Source organism: Sphingobacterium deserti (assembly GCF_000757725.1).
GTDB classification, from domain to species: domain Bacteria; phylum Bacteroidota; class Bacteroidia; order Sphingobacteriales; family Sphingobacteriaceae; genus Sphingobacterium; species Sphingobacterium deserti.
On record NZ_JJMU01000002.1, the window covers coordinates 240,376 to 259,811 of the forward strand.

A 19,436-nucleotide genomic window follows, 5' to 3' on the forward strand; every position below is an offset into this window, starting at 1 on the left:
ATAGCTCAAAGGATCAACTTGCTTTCCTTACCTTTGTGCGGACGTTTAAAAACAACTCGCATGAAGAATTTTTTAAGACTTGCTTTCGTTTGCATTCTATTTTTACAACATCAATGGGCGGCCGCATGGGGCATGACAGGACATCGCGTGATCGCGGAAATTGCGGAGAACCACCTCAATAAAAAAGCAAAAAAAAATATACAGAAGCTTATCGGTAACCAAAAATTGGCCTATTGGTCAAATTGGGCAGATTTCATTAAGTCAGACCCGGATCCGGCTTTAAATAGAACAGGAAATTCCCATTTCCTCAACACCGCCGGTAACCTGAGCTATGAAGCCTTTTCTGATGCTTTGGCTGCATCCCCCGCTGAGAACCTGTACAAATCCTACCTACGTATTAAGGAGGAAGCAAAACAAACGGACAATGACCTAAAGGCACAGCAGCAAAATCTGTACTTTATTGTTCACTTGTTGGCTGATGCACACCAACCCATGCATGTGAGCCGTGCAGAAGACTTAGGCGGGAACAAGATTGAGGTCGAATTTTTCGGGAGAAAAGCAAATATCCATCGCGTTTGGGATTCGGACTTGGTGGATAATGAAAAGTACAGCTACACCGAGTATGCTCGCGTGCTAGATATTTACAATGCCGCCCACTATAGAAAGTATACGGAAAGTAGCTTGGAAGAGTGGCTATATGAATCCCATCAACTAGCAAATGTTATTTATGATGATGTGGCGAAAAATGCAAACTTGCGTTACGAATACATCTACAAGTTCAAATATCGTATGGAAGAATGTTTGCTGAAAGCTGGTATCCGCCTAGCAAAAGAGCTGAATGAAATTTATGGAAGCTAGCGTATACATCGTTTTTAAAAGCGCGCACGGATAATCATCTATGCGCGTTTTTTTTAAATCGTAACTGTTTCAAAGCTGTCAGACGAATCAGCAACACGCCTAAAGCGATGAACCATTTAAATTACTCCGAGATAAACAAAGCCTCTCGTAATAGGAGATTATGATTTTGCATATACTCTATAAGTAGAGAGAGAGAAGAATATCACTTCTCTGCCTCTTCGAAACTTTTATTATAGCGTTGAGCGATAATCGTGACAACTAATATCTGGAAGGCATGGAACAACATTAGAGGCAAAAAATAAAGCCCCGCACTGCTCGAATTAACAAACAAAAACTTGCCGAAGACCGAGCCATGTGTTAAGGATTTTTTTGAACCGCAAAAAAGCGCAGTAATCGTATCCGCCCTATTAAACTTAAACACAGATTTCGACAGCAAATAGATGAGTGCATAAATAACAACGAATAGTATGATAACAACCACAAGTACCATAACCATATATTTGACGCCCACTGTTTCGAACACCCCACTGTCGAATGATTCAGCGAAGCTACCGTAAACAATCAACAAGATAATTGACCGATCAAATAAACTCAATGGCTTACCATACCTAGCTGCCCATTTTCCAAGTAAAGGCTGAATAAGAAGCCCCAGAATTACCGGAATCAAAATTTCTTTTACTAAGCCCCAATAAACATCGCCTAATACTTCTATTTGACCGAAATCTACAAACAGTTGCATCCAAAGCGGCGTAATCACTACGCCGATCAAGCCTGAAATACTGGCGTTAAATATGGCTGCGGGTACATTTCCACGAGCAATGGATACCATCACAACCGAAGAAGATACCGTCGAGGGTAGCGCAGCAAGAAAGAAAAAAGATAACCAAAAATCATGCTGGATCTCACTCGATATCAAAGGGTAGAAAGGCAAAACGAGTAAAGGAAACAAAAGAAATGTTGCTAGCTGCACAAAAACGTGCAACCTCCAATTGCTTAGCCCCTCCTTGATCTGCTTAAAACTTAACTTTAAACCGTAAAAGAAAAAAATAAGTGATACCCCAATTGATGTAATCCAAGCCAGGACCTCACCGTTTTCCCAGCGATGAAGCTGTGGAAAGAAATACGCAAGAACAATAAAGAATAGTAAAGCAAGTATAAAGCCGTCGAATTTTAATTTCATTTGGCAAATTTACTTGAAAAAGGCTATACCTCCACCACACCTAAATATGTTAATAATTTTTTTGATTTTTCGACATCTGATTTCGTTTTTATCAATATTTGGATGTGATTAATGAAGAGTATGTAATATATTTGTATTATCATGAGTACGACACCATATTTATCAGATAGGATCAATAATTTATCCGAATCGGCAACGCTTAAGATGACCAAGCTGGGCCGAGAGTTAGCTTCAAAAGGCATTAACGTAATCAGTTTGAGCGTAGGTGAGCCAGATTTCAACACCCCGGACAACGTAAAAGCTGCGGCAAAAAAAGCGTTGGATGACAATTTCACGCGCTACTCTCCTGTACCGGGGTATCCTGAGCTACGTCAAGCAATAGTGGATAAACTTAAAAACGAAAACGGACTAGATTATGAGCCCTCGCAAATTGTAGTATCTACAGGTGCAAAACAATCCTTATCGAATGTTATTCTAACGCTTATCAATCCGGGGGATGAGGTTATTATCCCTACCCCATATTGGGTATCTTATTCGGAAATGGTTGTTTTAGCAGAAGGAAAATCTGTTTTTATCAATACGGATATCGAGTCTGATTTTAAAATTACACCGGCACAACTTGAAGCAGCGATTACGCCGAAGACAAAATTGTTTATGTTTTCATCTCCTTGCAACCCGACAGGTTCGGTGTACAGCAAAGAGGAGTTGGAGGGCTTAGCAAAGGTTTTCGAGAAGCATCCTAATATCTTTATTCTTTCCGATGAAATTTATGAGCATATAAATTTTGTGGATAAACATGAGTCCATTGCACAGTTTGACAGCATTAAAGACCGTGTTATTATCGTCAACGGTTTTTCCAAAGCATTTGCAATGACCGGCTGGCGTTTGGGTTATATCGCAGCAAATAAAGAAATCGCTGCCGCCAATGATAAGCTGCAGGGACAAACTACTTCTGGTACCTGCTCGATAGCGCAACGCGCGGGAATCGTAGCCTACAACGACGGGTTGGAAAGTGTGCAAGCGATGAAAGAAGCGTTTGTACGTCGTCGTCAATTGGTTTACGATCTTTTAAATGACATTCCGGGTGTAAAGACGAATTTGCCGGAAGGCGCTTTCTACTTTTTTCCTGAAGTAAGTTCATTTTTCGGTAAAAAAGACAGCCAGGGTAATGTTATTAAAGGCTCTGCAGATTTAGCCTTATATTTGCTCAACGAAGGCCATATTGCCACAGTAGGTGGTGATTCTTTCGGGAATGACAACTATATCCGCTTATCCTATGCGGCGTCAGATGAAAATTTAAAAGAAGCCTTGCGAAGAATGAAAGAAGCTTTAGGTAATTTTGTTTAGGAACAGCCTACGCACTTTAGACTATTAATAAAAAATGGCTACTATGATTGAACATAGTAGCCATTTTTTATACGATGAAGTTTGCACTTCCATGCCTGCTAACAGCCAATCCGTGTTCCATTTGATATGATGGCATTTTTCTTAACCACGACAACGCCGTCCTGAATAGTATGCGTTTCATAATCTCCATCTTCCAGGTGTAGACCACCCTTAATGCGCACATCGTTACCTATTCGGCAATTTTTGTCCAAAATGGCATTTTCGATATAGCAACGCTCCCCCACGCCTACCGGTGGCGGTTGTTGAGTAGTCCCGAGCGTCAGCACGTCTTCTAACGGCTCATAGTAGTCAATACCCATCATATAAGTCGCTTTTATGACCGTTCCTTTTCCGATACGCGAGCGGATTCCTATGACCGAACGTTCCAACTTATCGCCATTTAGAATGCAGCCGTCGGAAACAATTGTATTGTTAAGCGTCGTACCTGATATCTTTGATGGCGGGAGCATACGCGCTCTGGTAAAGACAGTTTCATTAAATAAGTTAAAGTCGGGAATATCATCGGTCAAACCAATATTTGCATCGAAGAACGACTTTATCGTACCAATATCTGTCCAATATCCATCAAATTGATAGCTTAACACTTTTTTAGTTTCAATGGCATCAGGAATAATTTCCTTACCAAAATCCATCCCAGGATTGTCTGTCAGCAAGTCTTTCAATATCCCTTTAGAGAACACGTAAATTCCCATAGATGCTAAGTAACGTCGTCCTTGTTTTTCCATGTCGTCAGACACTTCCGATGACCAATTTAGCACTTCCTGACTATCCGGTTTCTCCGTAAACGATACAATCTCATTCTCTTCATTTGCTTTTAGTATCCCAAAAGCGGTAGCATCTTTTGCATTGACAGGTATAGTAGCGATCGTCACATCACTCCCGTTATCGACATGAAAATCGATGAGTTGGGAATAATCCATCTGGTAAAGTTGGTCTCCAGATAAAATAAGCACGTAATCATAATCCACATTAAGGAGATTTTTCTGCGTACGCCGCACCGCATCTGCAGTTCCTTCAAACCAACGATCCCCTTCAACGGTCTGTTCTGCCGCCAAGATATCGACAAAGCCTTTGCTAAAGATGCTGAAGTTGTACGAGTTTTTGATATGCTTGTTCAAGGACGCAGAATTGAATTGCGTAAGTACAAATATCTTATTATACCCGGAATTGAGACAGTTCGAGATAGGAATATCGACCAAACGATATTTTCCGGCGATAGGTACAGCTGGCTTCGAGCGCTGTTCTGTCAGGGGGGAGAGACGAGTTCCACGTCCGCCACCCAATACGATGGATACTACTTTGTGTGCCATAGCTAAAACTTATAATTGGTCATACAATTGTATGTATTTATTTGCTGATTTATCCCAAGAGAAATCGAGTGACATTGCCTTCTGCCTTACTTTTTGCAGCATGCTGGCGTCTGTTAATGTATTTACAGCCCGAGCGACGCTTTCGACCGCCGCTTCTGGTTCTGCTGCAGCGAAGAGAAAGCCATAACCACCCTGCTCTTCCAAATCAATTACCGTGTCTTTCAGGCCACCAACGGCATGTACGATTGGTATAGTGCCGTATTTCAGCGCATAAAGCTGGTTTAATCCACATGGTTCAACACGTGATGGCATAAGCAGTAAATCTGCCGATGCATATACTTGATGCGCCAGCTGTTCATTATACCCGATAAACGTTGCCAGTCGTCGAGGATATTGATCTTGCAGCTCCTTCAGTGTTGTTTCGACAGCCTCATCGCCAGATCCCAGTATAAATATACATATTTTATCTTCAAGCCTAGAAAAAATATTGCTGATTATAGCCGGCAACAAATCGGCTCCCTTTTCCTGCGCAAAACGTCCTATAAAAGCTAATAATGGCAGATTGCTGTTTAAGCCTACTGCATCACAAAACGCTTTCTTGTTCGATTTTTTGCCGGATTTCACCGACGATTTTTTATACGTTTTTGAGATTTGGTTATCCAATTCTGGATTCCAGTATTCGTCATCAATACCGTTGACAATACCTACGCCTTTGTACGCCTCCGTTTGAAATAGCCCCTCTAAGCCGTTTGCTTGCACGAATAGCTCCTGCAGGTATCCTTCGCTTACCGTGGAAAAGGCATCACAACATTTTACGGCAGCAGCAAAGGGATTTATCAAGCCGTCCCAATCCAACAAACCCCATTTCCACGTATCAAATGCGGGAAGTAGTGCCCCTTTATCCCAAGTCATCCAACCTTGATACTGCCCATTATGAATCGTAAATAACGTCTTCACGTCAGCAAGCTGATTAAAGTCAACCGCATGTTTCATTAAAAATGGAATAAGCCCTACATGATGGTCATGACAATTAACGACATCCGGTATAATACCAGCATCGGTAACCCAACGTAAAAATGCATGCTGAAAAGCAATCCATTGCTCCGCTTCGTCGGGATAGCAATACACTTCCTCCCGATCTAATTTACCTGGGATACGAATCAAATACAAAGGAAAACCTAATGGATCTTTTTTTTCTTTCAAAACTTCATATGCTAACGTTTCCCCACCTTGGACGAACGTTCCCGCATGGATAAGTTGAAATTTTCGATCCTTGGTAAATGGCTTGTCGTAAAATGGACTTACCACCCAAGCATCTACACCAGACTTCCGCTGGTAACGCGGTAAAGCACCAACAACATCCGCCAGGCCACCAACTTTAGCAAGTGGAAAACACTCCACACTTAAATGTATCACATGCATCTTAAACTCGTTTTAAAACTAAACCTCCTAGAGGCGGTAAATTTACTTGTATAGAATTATCAAAATTCATCCATGAAATAGCGTCCGATTCAACATTTCCTTGCTGCGATCCGCTTCCATAGAATTTGAGATCGTCCGAGTTAAGGATGACTTGCCAAGTTCCAGGAGATGGCACAGCCATTCGGTATTCACGCAGCACAGGCGTCAGATTAACCACAACCAAAACGTCGTTTTCTTCGTCATGCCCACGACGTAAATAAACAAATATGCTATTTTCCTGATCTCCTAGTTCAATCCACTGGAAGCCTTCATTACTAAACCCTTTTTCATATAGGGCAGGCTCAGACCGGTAAAGCGCATTCAGCGCTTTTACGAATTTCTGCATTCCGCTATGGGGCGCATATTGCGTCAAGTGCCAGTCTAGCGATTGATTAACATTCCACTCAGCAGTTTGTGCAAACTCGCCGCCCATAAAAAGTAACTTCGTACCGATAAACGTGTACATGTATAAATAAAGCGCCCTTAGATTTGCAAATTTTTGCCATTCGTCGCCAGGCATTTTATAGATCATGGATTGTTTGCCATACACCACCTCATCATGGGATAGGGGAAGCATAAAGTTCTCATGAAAACCATACACCGTTGCAAAGGTCATATGCTGGTGGTGATATTTCCTATTGATGGGGTCTTCCTTAAAATAATTCAGTGTGTCATGCATCCACCCCATCATCCATTTCATTCCAAATCCCAATCCATTGGAGAAAGTAGGTGTAGTCACACCAGGCCAAGAGGTAGACTCCTCCGCAATTGTTTGCACATCTGGAAAATGGCTATACACAGCCTCATTAAATTCTCGGAAAAAGTGCACGGCTTCCAAATTTTCACGTCCGCCGTAGATATTTGGTTCCCACTGCCCCTCCTCGCGTGAATAGTCGAGATAAAGCATCGATGCTACTGCATCGACACGTAAACCATCGATATGATACCTTTCCAACCAAAAGAACGCATTAGATATCAAGAAAGAGCGCACCTCGTTTCGCCCATAGTTAAAGATATACGACTTCCAATCTGGGTGATAGCCTTTTCGCGGATCTTCATGTTCAAAGAGATGGGATCCGTCGAAACGGTATAGTCCATGCGCATCGCCGGGAAAGTGTGAAGGCACCCAGTCAAGAATCACGCCGATATCATTTTGGTGAAGTTGTTCGATCAGGAACATCAGATCTTGCGCACTGCCATAACGTGAAGAGGCCGCGAAATATCCAGTTATCTGGTATCCCCAGGAAGGATAATACGGATGCTCCATAACAGGCATAAATTCCACATGGGTAAATCCCATTTCTTTGATATAGGGCACTAATCGATCAGCTATTTCCCGATAGCTTAAAAAACGATCAGGTTCTTCGGCATCTCTTGCCCAAGAGCCTATGTGCATCTCATAAACTGAAAAGGGACGATCTAGCGCGTTCGTTGCCTTACGGTTCTGCATCCATGAAGTGTCGTCCCATTCGTACCAAGTGTTGGCTACAACGGAGGCAGTTCGGGGAGGCGTTTCATTGCATAGCGCAAAGGGATCTGCTTTTTGGAGAATTTCGCCTGTGTTTGATAGGATATGGTATTTATACACTTCACCCGATTCCAGACCTGGTATGAAACCTTCCCAAATTCCACTGCTATCCCAGCGCACATGCAGGTGATGACTCGTTGAGTTCCAACCATTAAAATTTCCTATAACGGAAACTGCTTGTGCATTTGGTGCCCAAACGGCAAAATACACGCCCCGCTCCCCTTCATGTGTAAGGCAATGGGAGCCAAGCTTTTCATAAAGTTTAAAATGTTTTCCTGACCGAAACAGGCTAATATCGAACTCCGTAAATAAAGAATAAACTCCTACCGTTTCGCTCATTATGTTTTATTGTTATCCAATCGTTAATTTTCTAAATTCCTTTTCTACGGAAAAATAAGGCGAGTTATCTTCATCCATCGTTATATGTACTATAACACCATCGACCTCGATTTTGTTCACGTCAAACGGGACGCCGATCAAATAAATTTTGTAGGTATCAAACCGCTCGTTGTACAGTCCTTCCTGGTTTTGTGTCACGATTAAACTTTGCTTGCCTCCTTCCACAATGAAATGTTTCTCGCTATACACACTTTGCTCGTAGGCAAAGGTTTCTCCATGGTCAATGTAGACATCAGAATCCTGACGACCTTCCCCGTAATACACATTTAAACGAAGGCAATCGATATTTTTTTCGCCTGTATATTGCATCACTGGATACTCCGGAATAACGCTTCCTGCGCGAACGAAAATAGGCATTTTCTCCAGCGGTGTATCTATTTGATGCTCCTTACCTCCCGCATAAATTGTGTTATCAAAATAGTAATACCAATCGCCTTCCGGTAGATAAACGATTTTGGATTGTTGACCAGGGTTTAGGACCGGCGACACCAAAATATGATGACCAAAGGCGAACTCCTCCTCTCGCTGCAGATTTTGCATCTTTTTTTGTTCCAACATAGCGATAGGTCTTAATATTGGTTCGCGGTATTTATGTTGTCGCCAAAATGCACTGTAAATATACGGCAGCAGTTTGTAACGCAGTTCTATAAAGCTTTTGCAGATCGCTTCCCATTCGGGGCCAAAGCTCCAAGGTTCCCGGTCGCGCGTATCGCCAGCTGAATGCACCCGCATGAACGGTGAAAAAACGCCGAATTGCATCCACCTGGTGTACAGCTCTCCATCAGGCTCGCCCGTGAAACCGCCAATATCAGTACCACAAAACGAAAGGCCTGATACGGAGAGTCGCTGCAATTGCAAGATACCGATGCGAAGGTGTTCCCAAGTGGCAATATTATCGCCTGTCCATACAGACGAGTAGCGCTGCGTACCAGCGTAGGCCGCCCGCGTGATGGTGAAAGGGCGCTTATTGCGTTGCAGCTTTTTAAGACCATCATAAGTAGATCGCACCATTTGCATACCGTAAATGTTATGCGCTTTTCGATGGGAGCCGCGGTAACCTTCATAATGATGACGAACATCGCCCGGGAACGTACCTCGTCCGAAAACGGCAGGTTCATTCATATCATTCCAAACACCAGCAACACCATCTTCAACGAGCCCACGATACAAGGTACCCCACCACTCGCGCACCTTCGGGTTCGTATAATCCGGAAATTGGCAACGCCCAGGCCACACATAGCCTTCCATAAAGTAGTCATCGCCCCGCCGGCAGAAATACTTATTCTCTTTGCCCTCCTGAAATACCCAATAGTCCTCATCAACCTTAATTCCGGGATCAATCATGACGACCGTCTTAAAGCCATCGGCCGCTAAATCAGCGATCATCTTTTTGGGATCGGGAAAATAGCGTTTATTCCAGGTAAAGCAACGGTATCCGTCCATGTAGTCAATATCAAGGTAAAGGGCATCACAAGGGATTTGTCTTTTCCTAAATTGTTTGGCTATTTCGCGAACATTAGATTCCGGGTAGTAACTCCAACGGCACTGATGGTATCCAATGGCCCAGAGCGGCGGCATAAAGTGAGTGCCCGTTAGTTCGTGGTAACGCTTTACCACGTCCATCATCTGCGGCCCGTGTATATAATAATACTGCATCTCTCCTCCCTCCGACCAATAGCTCGTCTTGTCGTTTTCTTCGGCAGCGAAATCGAAATAAGTTTTAAATGTATTATCGAAAAATATTCCATAAGCGTCGCCAGCGGTCACGCCGATGTAAAACGGAATAGTTTTATATAACGGATCTTGGTTAAAGGCAAATCCATAAGTGTCGGAGTTCCAGTTACTGAAACGACGACCCCTTAAATTTAAGTTGGATGATTTATCTCCAAGACCGAAAAAAACTTCGTCATCGGGCGTCGTCTTAGTACAATACACATAGTAGCCGCCGTAGTCCACGTTTTCTTCCCAATGCATTGGTTTGTGATCCTCATTGAAAACCTTACCTTGCACATCTTCAAATGCCACACGGAAATCTGCTTTCTGCAGTCTACAAACAACTAGGCTGGTCTTCAAAAGATAGGCATCTGCTGTCTCTTCCAATGAAAATGATGTAGGGTGAATATCAAGATCCTTCTTTATCGCATAGGAAAAATCGTCAAGAAAGGAGCCTTGTGGAGCTAACCGGACGCGGATAATCTCATCGGAAAAAACCTTTATTTCAACGCTTGCTTTTCCATCTGTAAAAATAAATCTATTGCTATCTTTCACATAGGATGTCGGCGTTCCCAAGTATTTCTTCTCAATTGCAGGTACATCAAGGACGGGGTTATTAACGTGGTGTATATTATCCAAAGATTCCTCCGTGAGGATTTCTGAAGCAAGTTCTTCTTTTTTGTCTAATTCAGCCATAATCTACTCTTTTATTAATAGTTTGCATTTAATTTTACTGGAATTAAAATACAATAATTTTCGAGTAATGCCGAACGCAAAAGTGAAATAAAAAACTAGTCTGTCATTGAAACGCTACTTATTTACTCCGTATGGCTTCTACCGGATCCATTGAAGCCGCATTAATAGCGGGCACTATTCCGGCGACTAAACCAATTACAGTTGATAGAGTAGTCGTTAAAATCACCATCTGCATACTAACAATGACTTTGAAGTCTAATAGCGCCTGAACAAGTGCAGCCAAACCATAAACACAGAGTAAGCCCATTGCGCCACCAATCAGGCAGAGCAAGATGCTTTCTATCAGAAATTGGGAAAGTATAAAAAATTGTTTTGCACCCAGCGCCTTTTGTATACCGATAAGGTTTGTTCGCTCGCGGACACTGACAAACATGATATTTGCTATACCAAAACCGCCTACCAAAATAGAAAAGATACCAATAGAAAAACCGGCCAGGTTAATTACGGCAAACATCTGATCGAGCTGCGCCGTAATGAGTGTTGTTTTATTTACGGAAAAATCATCTTCACGCGTTGGTGGTAAACGTCTTATCGACCGCATAATCCCGATCAACTCACTTTCTGCCTCTTCCAGCGTTATATTCGGCTTCACTTCAATGGAGATACTTGGCGAGTAATTTTCGAAGTTCACCATATTTCTAGCTAGGCTAAAAGGAATATAGGCCACATCATCATTAGAGACGTCTATTAAAATACCAGAGCCTTCTTTTTTCAACACACCAATGACCTGCAATTTCCGTCCCATAAGCGTTACGTATTTACCAATAGGCTCTTCTACCGGAAATAGTCCTTCGGCAATGGTTGCCCCTAAAATGACACTGTTTGTTCCCGCCCGCGACTCTTGTTCCGAAAAATATCGGCCATCAACAATATCAAGATTTCCAATTGTCAAAATGCCATGCGTTGCACCAACGATGCTGACGTTTGACGCCGAGTTATTTTTGTATTTCGCGGTCACGTCACCAATATTGATCGAATAAGCAACCTCTTCAGCCGTTGTCATACGTGCTTTCATCGCCTCGAAATCGCCATATTTAGGTTCCGGACGATTCACATACTTCCACCAGGGAAAGTCCGGGCCGCCATCCCAAGGCCATTTTTCAATGTACAAAACGCGGCTACCTATTTTACGCACAGACTCCTCCAGATTATCGCGGAGCGTATCCACGGCTGATAGCACACCGATGATAGTCATAATACCGATAGTAACACCCAAAAGGGACAATAGCGTTCGAGTACGGTTATCCTTTAATGCCGATACCGCAAACAAAAAGCTCTCTTTAATAAGGGTGAAAACTAAAAACATATGTGCCTATAAATATAGCAGAATTAATGATTTGCAACGAATATACAGTGAAAAAATAGCACATTTTAGATTTATAATACGTAGCTTTGTAAGCTTTTGAAACCGTTAATCATACAGTCAATTAGCGGTTTCAGCGCAACAAAACATAGATACAAAAGATGAAATTATCACAGTTTAAATTCAATTTACCAGAATCTTTATTGGCCTCAGAACCTTCCGAACAACGGGATGAATCTCGTTTGATGGTTTTGCACCGTGATTCAGGAAAGATAGAACACAAAATTTTCAAAGACGTATTGGATTATTTCGATGACAAAGACGTTATGATTTTGAACAACACCAAAGTCTTTCCTGCGCGCATGTATGGCAATAAGGAGAAAACAGGTGCTACGATTGAAGTGTTCTTGTTAAGGGAATTAAACAAGGAATTACGCCTTTGGGACGTTTTGGTAGATCCGGCTCGTAAAATCCGCGTAGGCAACAAGCTTTACTTCGGCGATGATGATTTATTAGTTGCTGAGGTTGTAGATAACACCACTTCGCGTGGAAGAACCATTCGTTTTTTGTTTGAAGGAACAGACGAAGAATTTCGCCGTAATATCGAAATATTGGGTGAAACGCCATTGCCAAAATACATCAAGCGTAAAGCTACACCGGAAGATAAATTTCGTTACCAAACGATTTATGCAAAGAATGAAGGTGCTGTAGCTGCTCCAACAGCTGGTCTACATTTCTCTCGCGAATTGATGAAAAGGCTCGAACTTAAAGGAGTGGACTTCGCTGAAGTAACGCTACACGTTGGCTTGGGCACATTCCGCACCGTGGAGGTAGAGGATTTGACCAAACATAAGATGGATTCCGAGCAATTCATTATTTCCGACGAGGCTGCTCGCGTAGTAAACAAAGGGATAGATGCTAAGAGACGTGTATGTGCTGTCGGAACAACGTCTATGCGTGCGATAGAATCATCGGTTTCTGCGGATAAACACCTAAAGGCTGCTAACGATTGGACGAGCAAGTTTATTTATCCTCCTTATGATTTCAGCATTGCAAACTCCATGATCACAAACTTCCACACACCGGAATCTACATTATTAGTGATGATTGCTGCTTTCGCAGGATATGAAAATACAATGAATGCCTACGAGGTAGCTGTGAAGGAAAAATACAGATTCTACTCTTACGGTGATGCGATGCTAATTGTATAAGCCAAAGCACCTATGTCAGTATATAAAGGAGGTTCTGAGCTACAGAACCTCTTTTTTTTTGCTATAAAACCTGAAAGATTTTGAAAACAGGTAATAATACGTTTTAAAGTGCTGTTTACATTTAAAATTCAGCATAAGGGTAGCTATTCCGAAGAACCCCCCTTAAATTACAAATCATTATGATTTTACGCCAGCTTCCTCGGTCAATGGAACATCGCTCCCAATTTTACTCCTAACCGCTCAACTGCTAATTTGCATATTATTTATTACATTCACAGAACTAAACATATACAGATGAGCAATATTGGTAAGCTTTTGATGATGCTGGGAATTGTAATAGGATTTATCTACCTGTCGCAAATCAATGGCGAGTCTATCATCTTCGGAAATGCAAAAGATCTTACCGCCCTATACTTACTGGTAAGTGTGCCAGTATTTACCTTGGGACTTTATTTTTATTTCAAAGGGAAGCGGCTTCTATCGTAAACCATAATGATACAGCAGTCTTAACTTCGCAATTCATGCAATTGCAAGTACGGCAAGCGAATGATTCCCGCAAATCCATCGCCGGTAAATAACATGGAGCAACGCCTTTAAAATTTCGTCTTTAACATTCCAGTACCTTCCTGAAGCTTGCTGCTGCTCCTGCTCTATCGAGCCCGACTTACAACTATACGCTCTTATCATGAATAAAAAAATAAGGTAGGAAGCTAAGGATGAATTAAGGCCTCAGAAATTAAACAGCCGCCCATAAAGATTTCGTGACTAATAATGACGGATACATGCGCTGACCAATGCAGTTTGATTATCCGCGAAATTCGTAGGACTACATTTCGAAATAACAAGATGATAAAAGGCACATATTTTCTTATAGCCCAATAAAAAAGGGTTAGCGCAAACTAAAATTATCGAGTCAAATACCTCATCGAGTGAATATCATCATTTTTTCATAATTAAATATCTAAATAATATTTCAAAGAAAATATAATATATATACCCACATATGTAGAAAAAAATATTCGAACCTTAAGATATCATAGATAAATAAAAATGGAAATATTAGCAATATAGATGATCAACAAGCATTTTTTTATTAAAATATGTAGATAAAATATATAACCCCTGACATACCTTATCCATATATATTTAAATAAATAGCTAAACAATCGGCTTGACTGATTTTGGTTACAAAAACAACGAAGAAACACGACAACCTGATTAACAGAGGATTAACAAGAGATACACATGTTTTGATGAAATAATATAAAACTTATTTGTTTGTAACAATTTTGTCTTATTTTAGCTTCGGTTAAAACATTGCATTATGACCGTATCATTAACGCATTTTTTTACTTGATTTAACTGTATACACTTTTATTTAAACTTTCATTATGAGCAAAATGCTTAGCATCTTGGCTTTATGGTTGCTGACGGTGTCAGTAGCCGTTGGGCAACAGCGTTCTCTTCGGGGGACAGTCGTCGATTTACAGACAAACATGCCGATTAGTGGAGCCACGGTTAAAGTTCAACCGGGAACAGCGGCTACATCGACGGATGACAACGGAAACTTCTCACTCGACATTTCTCCGGGAGCAGAACTTATTCTTATCAACGCAATTGGCTACCAGACACTTCAACAACAGCTTGGCGCGCAGGAGAAGGATATCACGCTCAAGTTGACGCCAGAATCGTCCACACTAGATGATGTTGTCGTAACCGCACTTGGAATACAGCGGAAATCTAAAAGCCTAACGTATTCAACGCAATCAGTACGTGGTGAGGAATTAACTAAGGTAAAAGATGCCAACCCAATGAACAACTTAACAGGCAAAGTATCGGGGATGCAAATCAATCGTAGTTCATCAGGTATTGGTGGCTCAGTAAATATCGTGCTTCGCGGCTTTAAATCTAACCGTAGCAACCAGCCCCTTTATGTTATCGACGGTCTACCTATCGTTAACACGGACGGTAGCGGATCAGAAGGAGCATTTGGCGGAGGTACGGATCGTGGGGATATCCTCAGCACCTTAAATGCCGATGATATTGCGAGCATAAATGTGCTAAAGGGCGCTTCTGCGTCTGCGCTGTATGGTAGCCAGGGGGCAAATGGTGCAATTATGATTACCACGAAAAAAGGAGCAGAAGGAAATCTAAAAATTGATCTATCGACCGGGTTTACAGCAGATCAAGCATTTTATTTACCTAAGCTCCAATACCGCTACGCACAAAGCGCTGATGGAAGCGAAGAAAGTTGGGGAGCTGCGGGCAGCTTCAGTGATCCTGTCAAAGACTTTTACAACACCGGAACGACCTTCATCAATACCATAGCATTAAGCGGCGGAACAAACAAAATGCAAAACTATTTTTCCTACGCAAACACATCCAATAATGGAATCCTTCCGACAAATACCTTTGGCCAACATAGTGCTACTTTTCGAAATTCAACCAACTTCTTCGAGAATAAAATCTCTTTTGATGGAAGCTTAATGTATTCGAGACAAAATATCCATAACAGACCCTCTTCCGGATTGTACTTTAGTCCAATATCTGGACTTTACCTGTTTCCGCGTGGTCTTGATTTTGACCGTTACCGTAATTACGAATACCTCTCAGAATCGAGAAACCTTTATTTACAGGATTGGTGGAACATCAATGCAGATGCCGGACTATCGGGCACTCACCACCAACAAAACCCGTATTGGGTACTGAACAGAAACCAGACTGACCAAGCACGTGATAATATCATCGGGCAAGCTCAGCTACGCTTTCAACTTACAGATTGGCTATCGTTAAGTACCCGTGGAACGTTAAATAGACGTTGGGATAATTGGGAGCGTCGCGTTTATGCCGGAACGCAGGGTGTATTATCTGGGCAGGTAATCGATGGTGTACTTCCTGACAATGGTCGATATATGCGTGAGGCTAGCGAGAGCACTGCCATCTATGGCGACATCTTGTTGATCGGTAACAAACAATTTGGCGGCGAATGGGATTTAAATTTTACAGCAGGAAGTTCCATCAATGACGTGCGATCCAATGATTGGATTTTGAACCAGCAACGACTGGCGGTAGCCAATGTATTTCTGCTAAGTAATATTTACCGCGAAACACCGATTACCAACTTAGAGGAACGCAATTCCCGCAGGCAAATTCAGTCGCTTTTTGCATCAGCAAATTTAGGCTTTCAAGAAAAAATATACATTGATTTTACGGCACGAAACGATTGGGCATCCACGCTAGCGTTTACACCTAATATGAAACAAGGATATTTCTATTGGTCCACAGGTGTATCTGCGGTGTTATCAGACCTTCTCAAACTGCCCGATTTTATAAGTTATAGTAAGCTACGCTTATCATATGCGCAAGTGGGCAATGATGTCCAGATGTATTCAACTTACCCCGTAAATGTTTTAAATACCGGAATTTTAACACCAAATGTATCGGGAGCTTACCTCAATCAACCCTTAAAACCTGAAATCAGCCGGAGTTACGAACTCGGATATGAAGGACGGTTTTGGAACGATCGTGTAAACCTGGATCTCGCCCTGTATAAGACTAACACAACCGACCAATATTTTTCTTACCAAGGACCTGTAGGTGTTGTAAACACTACCGTATTTCTAAATGCCGGTAATGTGGAAAATAAAGGCATAGAAGCAGCTATCAATGTAGACGCGATCAAAAGCGACAAGTTTACTTGGAACACCGGCCTAAACTTTACGGCAAACCGGAACAAAATTCTTGAATTAGCGCCAAACCTCGGCGAAACTTACGCCATCGGCGGTAATTTCAATGTATTACGTTTAGGTGGATCCTTTGGCGATTTTTGGGCACGAACCTTTTTGCGTGATGAGAACGGCACCATTATCGTTGATGAAACAGGCCGTCCGCAGATCGGCCCTGAAGGCTACATCGGAAATAACATACCTAAATCCATTATTGGTTGGAACAACAGCTTCACAATCGGAAAATTTGGTGTGAGCTTCACAATAGATGGGCGTTTTGGCGGTGAAGTTATCAGTATTACAGATGGCTACTTGAATTCCTTTGGTGTAAGTGAAGCAAGTGCAGCTGCGCGTGACGCCGGTGGTGTAGATATCCCAGCCGTTCTTGCCGACGGAACACCTTGGCAAGGTCTTCTTCCAGCACAAGCATACTACACAGCAGTAGGCAATCGTGATGGTATTATTGAAGGGCAGGTATACAGCGCAACAAATATCCGTATGCGCGAAATATCTGTCAGCTATAAACTGCCCATAAAGTGGCAAAAAATACAGCAGGCAAGCATTTCGCTGACGGGTAGAAACTTATTTTTCTTTAAAAACGACGCACCCTATGACCCCGAACTCAACACGACGACCGGGGTCGGTGCGCAGGGCTACGACAGCTTTGCCCTACCAACAACCCGAAGTATTGGCGCTAATCTAAAGGTGACATTTTAATTATCAAGACAATGAAAAATAAGAATAAAATAAACTACGTGCAGCAGTTTCTAACAATCGTTCTCCTGACGATCTCTGCTGCTTGCACAAAGAATTTCGAAGAGCTAAATACGAATCCTGCTGGGGTTTCTGACGAACAGGCTAACGCGGATTTCGCACTCATTGCATCTTACCTGGCTCAGGCACAGCGAGACATTATCCCAGAAGACGTAGGTGAATATCAGCTTGCTAATAATTTATCTAGCGACACGTATGGTGGATACTTCGCCTCACAAACACCTTATGTAGGCAATGCAAACAATTTAACATATAGTTTGGTTCCAGGCTGGTACTCCGCTATTTGGGTAGAACGATATATAAGAGCCATGAATCCCCTCTATCGTGTGGGGCAGATCACACGCAATAATGATCAACTTCAAGATATATTTGCCTTCTCGCTCGTCTTGAAGGTGGCGGCTATGCACCGTACCGCGGAAAAAGTCGGACCCATCATTTACAGTCAATACAATATGCCTGATGAAACAGGGCAAATAGCGTACGACTCACAGGAAGAGGCCTATAACCGTTTTTTTCTAGACCTCGATACAGCCAGCACGATTTTGCAAGGATTACAGGAGCAAGCCACATCGTCTGCCATGAGTCGTTCGGATTTAGCATACAGCAACAACAATTACCGACGCTGGTTAAAATTTGCCAATACGTTACGTTTGCGTCTTGCGTTACGCGTTGTTTACGTTTCACCGCAGTTAGCACAAGCTGAAGGCGAGAAAGCGCTAAACCCAGAAAATGGCGGTTTGCTGGAAGACAACGCGGACAATTGTTCGATTGCTCTCAGTTTGGAGCACCCTCTCAATATTATCACCAGCTCTTGGAGCGATGTTCGTATGGGTGCATCAATCGAATCCATTTTAGGCGGCTATAATGACCCTCGCTTGCCCAAAAACTTCCTCCAGGCTGCCGATCCTGCCGTGGCTGGCCAATATAAAGGTATACGAACAGGTATCAACATTGATGCGAAAAGTCGTTATGATGGCTACTCCAGATTGATCGCCCAGCCACAACGAATGCAGCTGATGGTCGCACCGGAAAGTTGGTTTTTACGTGCAGAAGCAGCACTTAGAGGTTGGTCTAACGCAGGTAGTGCACAGGCGAATTATGAGACAGGAATAAGAAGATCTTTCGAGATGTATAACATAAGCGGTGAGACCGCCGCATATTTGCAAAACACAACCCTTACACCTCGACCGTATATTGATCCAAAATCGGTTACCCCAGGACAAAATGACGTTACGGTAGGATCACCCTATTTGAGTACAGTAACCATTGCCTGGGATGAAGGCGCTACAAATGACAAGAAACTTGAGCGCATCATTACACAAAAATGGATCGCTGTTTTTCCGGATGGTGATGAAGCCTGGGCTGAATACCGGAGAACTGGATATCCAATTTTGTTTCCTGTAGTGGTGAACAACAGTGGCGGCACTATCCAAACGATCCCGGGTGTTCGTCGCTTCCCCTACCCGGAGAGGGAATACAACAGTAACCGCGCAGCCGTTGCTAGAGCCATACAATTACTCGGCGGACCAGACAATGGTGGTACGCGACTTTGGTGGGATGTCGTCGACAAGTCGTTCTAATCGCTTTCAAAAGTAGACGAGTAGGTATACGTAAACCTAGACTCGTCTACTTTTCCTTTAAAAGGAAAAATGTACGATCATTTTTTGAAGAATTGCAAAATAGAAACCGACGGAGGATCTGTAGATGCAATCCCCACTATAGAAAATGGGAAATACAAAAATGGTCAAAATAAAAATGAAGGTGTCTAAAAAGGCACCTTCTTCTGTTTTTACAGTTTTTTTAGCTTCGAT

Annotated in this window: 12 protein-coding genes; 6 read left to right on the top strand and 6 right to left on the bottom strand. The window is 42.4% G+C overall.

Annotated elements, in window-relative coordinates; translation table 11 throughout:
• Nucleotides 1-60 precede the first annotated feature (60 nt).
• On the top strand, nt 61-858 hold the full coding sequence (locus DI53_RS01335; protein ID WP_052071942.1) for a S1/P1 nuclease: 798 nt from the start codon (nt 61-63) through the stop codon (nt 856-858).
• Nucleotides 859-1,060: 202 nt separating this feature from the next.
• On the opposite strand, the gene DI53_RS01340 is transcribed toward DI53_RS01335, so the two are convergent.
• Nucleotides 1,061-2,038 (bottom strand): bile acid:sodium symporter family protein, encoded by a 978-nt coding sequence (locus tag DI53_RS01340; RefSeq protein ID WP_037494464.1) that lies wholly within the window; start codon nt 2,036-2,038, stop codon nt 1,061-1,063.
• A 141-nt stretch (nt 2,039-2,179) separates the two neighbouring features.
• Here DI53_RS01340 and DI53_RS01345 point away from each other — a divergent pair, with 141 nt between their 5' ends.
• A complete protein-coding gene (locus tag DI53_RS01345) occupies nt 2,180-3,385 on the top strand; it encodes a pyridoxal phosphate-dependent aminotransferase (RefSeq protein WP_193790624.1) in 1,206 nt (401 codons plus the stop codon).
• A gap of 98 nt (nt 3,386-3,483) precedes the next feature.
• Here the strand turns inward: DI53_RS01345 and DI53_RS01350 are convergent, their stop codons facing one another.
• The 5 genes from DI53_RS01350 to DI53_RS01370 form a co-directional block, all read right to left on the bottom strand.
• Complete coding sequence (locus DI53_RS01350; RefSeq protein ID WP_037494467.1) at nt 3,484-4,755, bottom strand: glucose-1-phosphate adenylyltransferase; 1,272 nt, start codon at nt 4,753-4,755, stop codon at nt 3,484-3,486.
• Between the two features lie 9 nt (nt 4,756-4,764).
• The gene (locus tag DI53_RS01355; protein WP_037494471.1) at nt 4,765-6,177 is read right to left on the bottom strand and encodes a glycogen synthase; all 1,413 of its coding nucleotides are present in this window, start codon (nt 6,175-6,177) and stop codon (nt 4,765-4,767) included.
• Between the two features lies 1 nt (nt 6,178).
• Nucleotides 6,179-8,083, bottom strand: a complete 1,905-nt coding sequence (glgB, locus tag DI53_RS01360) for a 1,4-alpha-glucan branching protein GlgB (RefSeq protein WP_037494474.1) — start codon at nt 8,081-8,083, stop codon at nt 6,179-6,181.
• Nucleotides 8,084-8,095: 12 nt separating this feature from the next.
• Nucleotides 8,096-10,552 carry a glycoside hydrolase family 31 protein gene (locus DI53_RS01365; protein WP_037494477.1) on the bottom strand — a complete coding sequence of 819 codons (2,457 nt, stop codon included), beginning with the start codon at nt 10,550-10,552 and terminating at the stop codon, nt 8,096-8,098.
• Between the two features lie 118 nt (nt 10,553-10,670).
• Nucleotides 10,671-11,918, bottom strand: a complete 1,248-nt coding sequence (locus tag DI53_RS01370) for an ABC transporter permease (RefSeq protein WP_037494481.1) — start codon at nt 11,916-11,918, stop codon at nt 10,671-10,673.
• Nucleotides 11,919-12,076: 158 nt separating this feature from the next.
• On the opposite strand from DI53_RS01370, the gene queA reads away from it, so the two are divergent.
• From queA to DI53_RS01390, 4 genes are all read left to right on the top strand, one after another.
• Entirely contained in the window at nt 12,077-13,126 is a 1,050-nt protein-coding gene (gene queA, locus DI53_RS01375; RefSeq protein WP_037494483.1) for a tRNA preQ1(34) S-adenosylmethionine ribosyltransferase-isomerase QueA, read from the top strand.
• Between the two features lie 294 nt (nt 13,127-13,420).
• Nucleotides 13,421-13,612, top strand: a complete 192-nt coding sequence (locus DI53_RS01380) for a hypothetical protein (protein WP_037494486.1) — start codon at nt 13,421-13,423, stop codon at nt 13,610-13,612.
• Between the two features lie 905 nt (nt 13,613-14,517).
• Nucleotides 14,518-17,568, top strand: coding sequence for a SusC/RagA family TonB-linked outer membrane protein (locus tag DI53_RS01385; RefSeq protein ID WP_052071935.1), 3,051 nt, complete (start codon nt 14,518-14,520; stop codon nt 17,566-17,568).
• A gap of 11 nt (nt 17,569-17,579) precedes the next feature.
• A complete protein-coding gene (locus DI53_RS01390; RefSeq protein ID WP_037494488.1) occupies nt 17,580-19,205 on the top strand; it encodes a SusD/RagB family nutrient-binding outer membrane lipoprotein in 1,626 nt (541 codons plus the stop codon).
• Nucleotides 19,206-19,436 lie beyond the last annotated feature (231 nt).

Excerpts from the sequence above, each read along its gene's own strand:
- glgB (WP_037494474.1), bottom strand. The coding sequence starts at position 8,083 with ATGAGCGAAACGGTAGGAGTTTATTCTTTATTTACGGAGTTCGATATT.
- DI53_RS01365 (WP_037494477.1), bottom strand. The coding sequence starts at position 10,552 with ATGGCTGAATTAGACAAAAAAGAAGAACTTGCTTCAGAAATCCTCACG.
- DI53_RS01340 (WP_037494464.1), bottom strand. The coding sequence starts at position 2,038 with ATGAAATTAAAATTCGACGGCTTTATACTTGCTTTACTATTCTTTATT.
- DI53_RS01380 (WP_037494486.1), top strand. The coding sequence starts at position 13,421 with ATGAGCAATATTGGTAAGCTTTTGATGATGCTGGGAATTGTAATAGGA.
- queA (WP_037494483.1), top strand. The coding sequence starts at position 12,077 with ATGAAATTATCACAGTTTAAATTCAATTTACCAGAATCTTTATTGGCC.
- DI53_RS01390 (WP_037494488.1), top strand. The coding sequence starts at position 17,580 with ATGAAAAATAAGAATAAAATAAACTACGTGCAGCAGTTTCTAACAATC.
- DI53_RS01350 (WP_037494467.1), bottom strand. The coding sequence starts at position 4,755 with ATGGCACACAAAGTAGTATCCATCGTATTGGGTGGCGGACGTGGAACT.
- DI53_RS01370 (WP_037494481.1), bottom strand. The coding sequence starts at position 11,918 with ATGTTTTTAGTTTTCACCCTTATTAAAGAGAGCTTTTTGTTTGCGGTA.
- DI53_RS01355 (WP_037494471.1), bottom strand. The coding sequence starts at position 6,177 with ATGCATGTGATACATTTAAGTGTGGAGTGTTTTCCACTTGCTAAAGTT.
- DI53_RS01345 (WP_193790624.1), top strand. The coding sequence starts at position 2,180 with ATGAGTACGACACCATATTTATCAGATAGGATCAATAATTTATCCGAA.
- DI53_RS01385 (WP_052071935.1), top strand. The coding sequence starts at position 14,518 with ATGAGCAAAATGCTTAGCATCTTGGCTTTATGGTTGCTGACGGTGTCA.
- DI53_RS01335 (WP_052071942.1), top strand. The coding sequence starts at position 61 with ATGAAGAATTTTTTAAGACTTGCTTTCGTTTGCATTCTATTTTTACAA.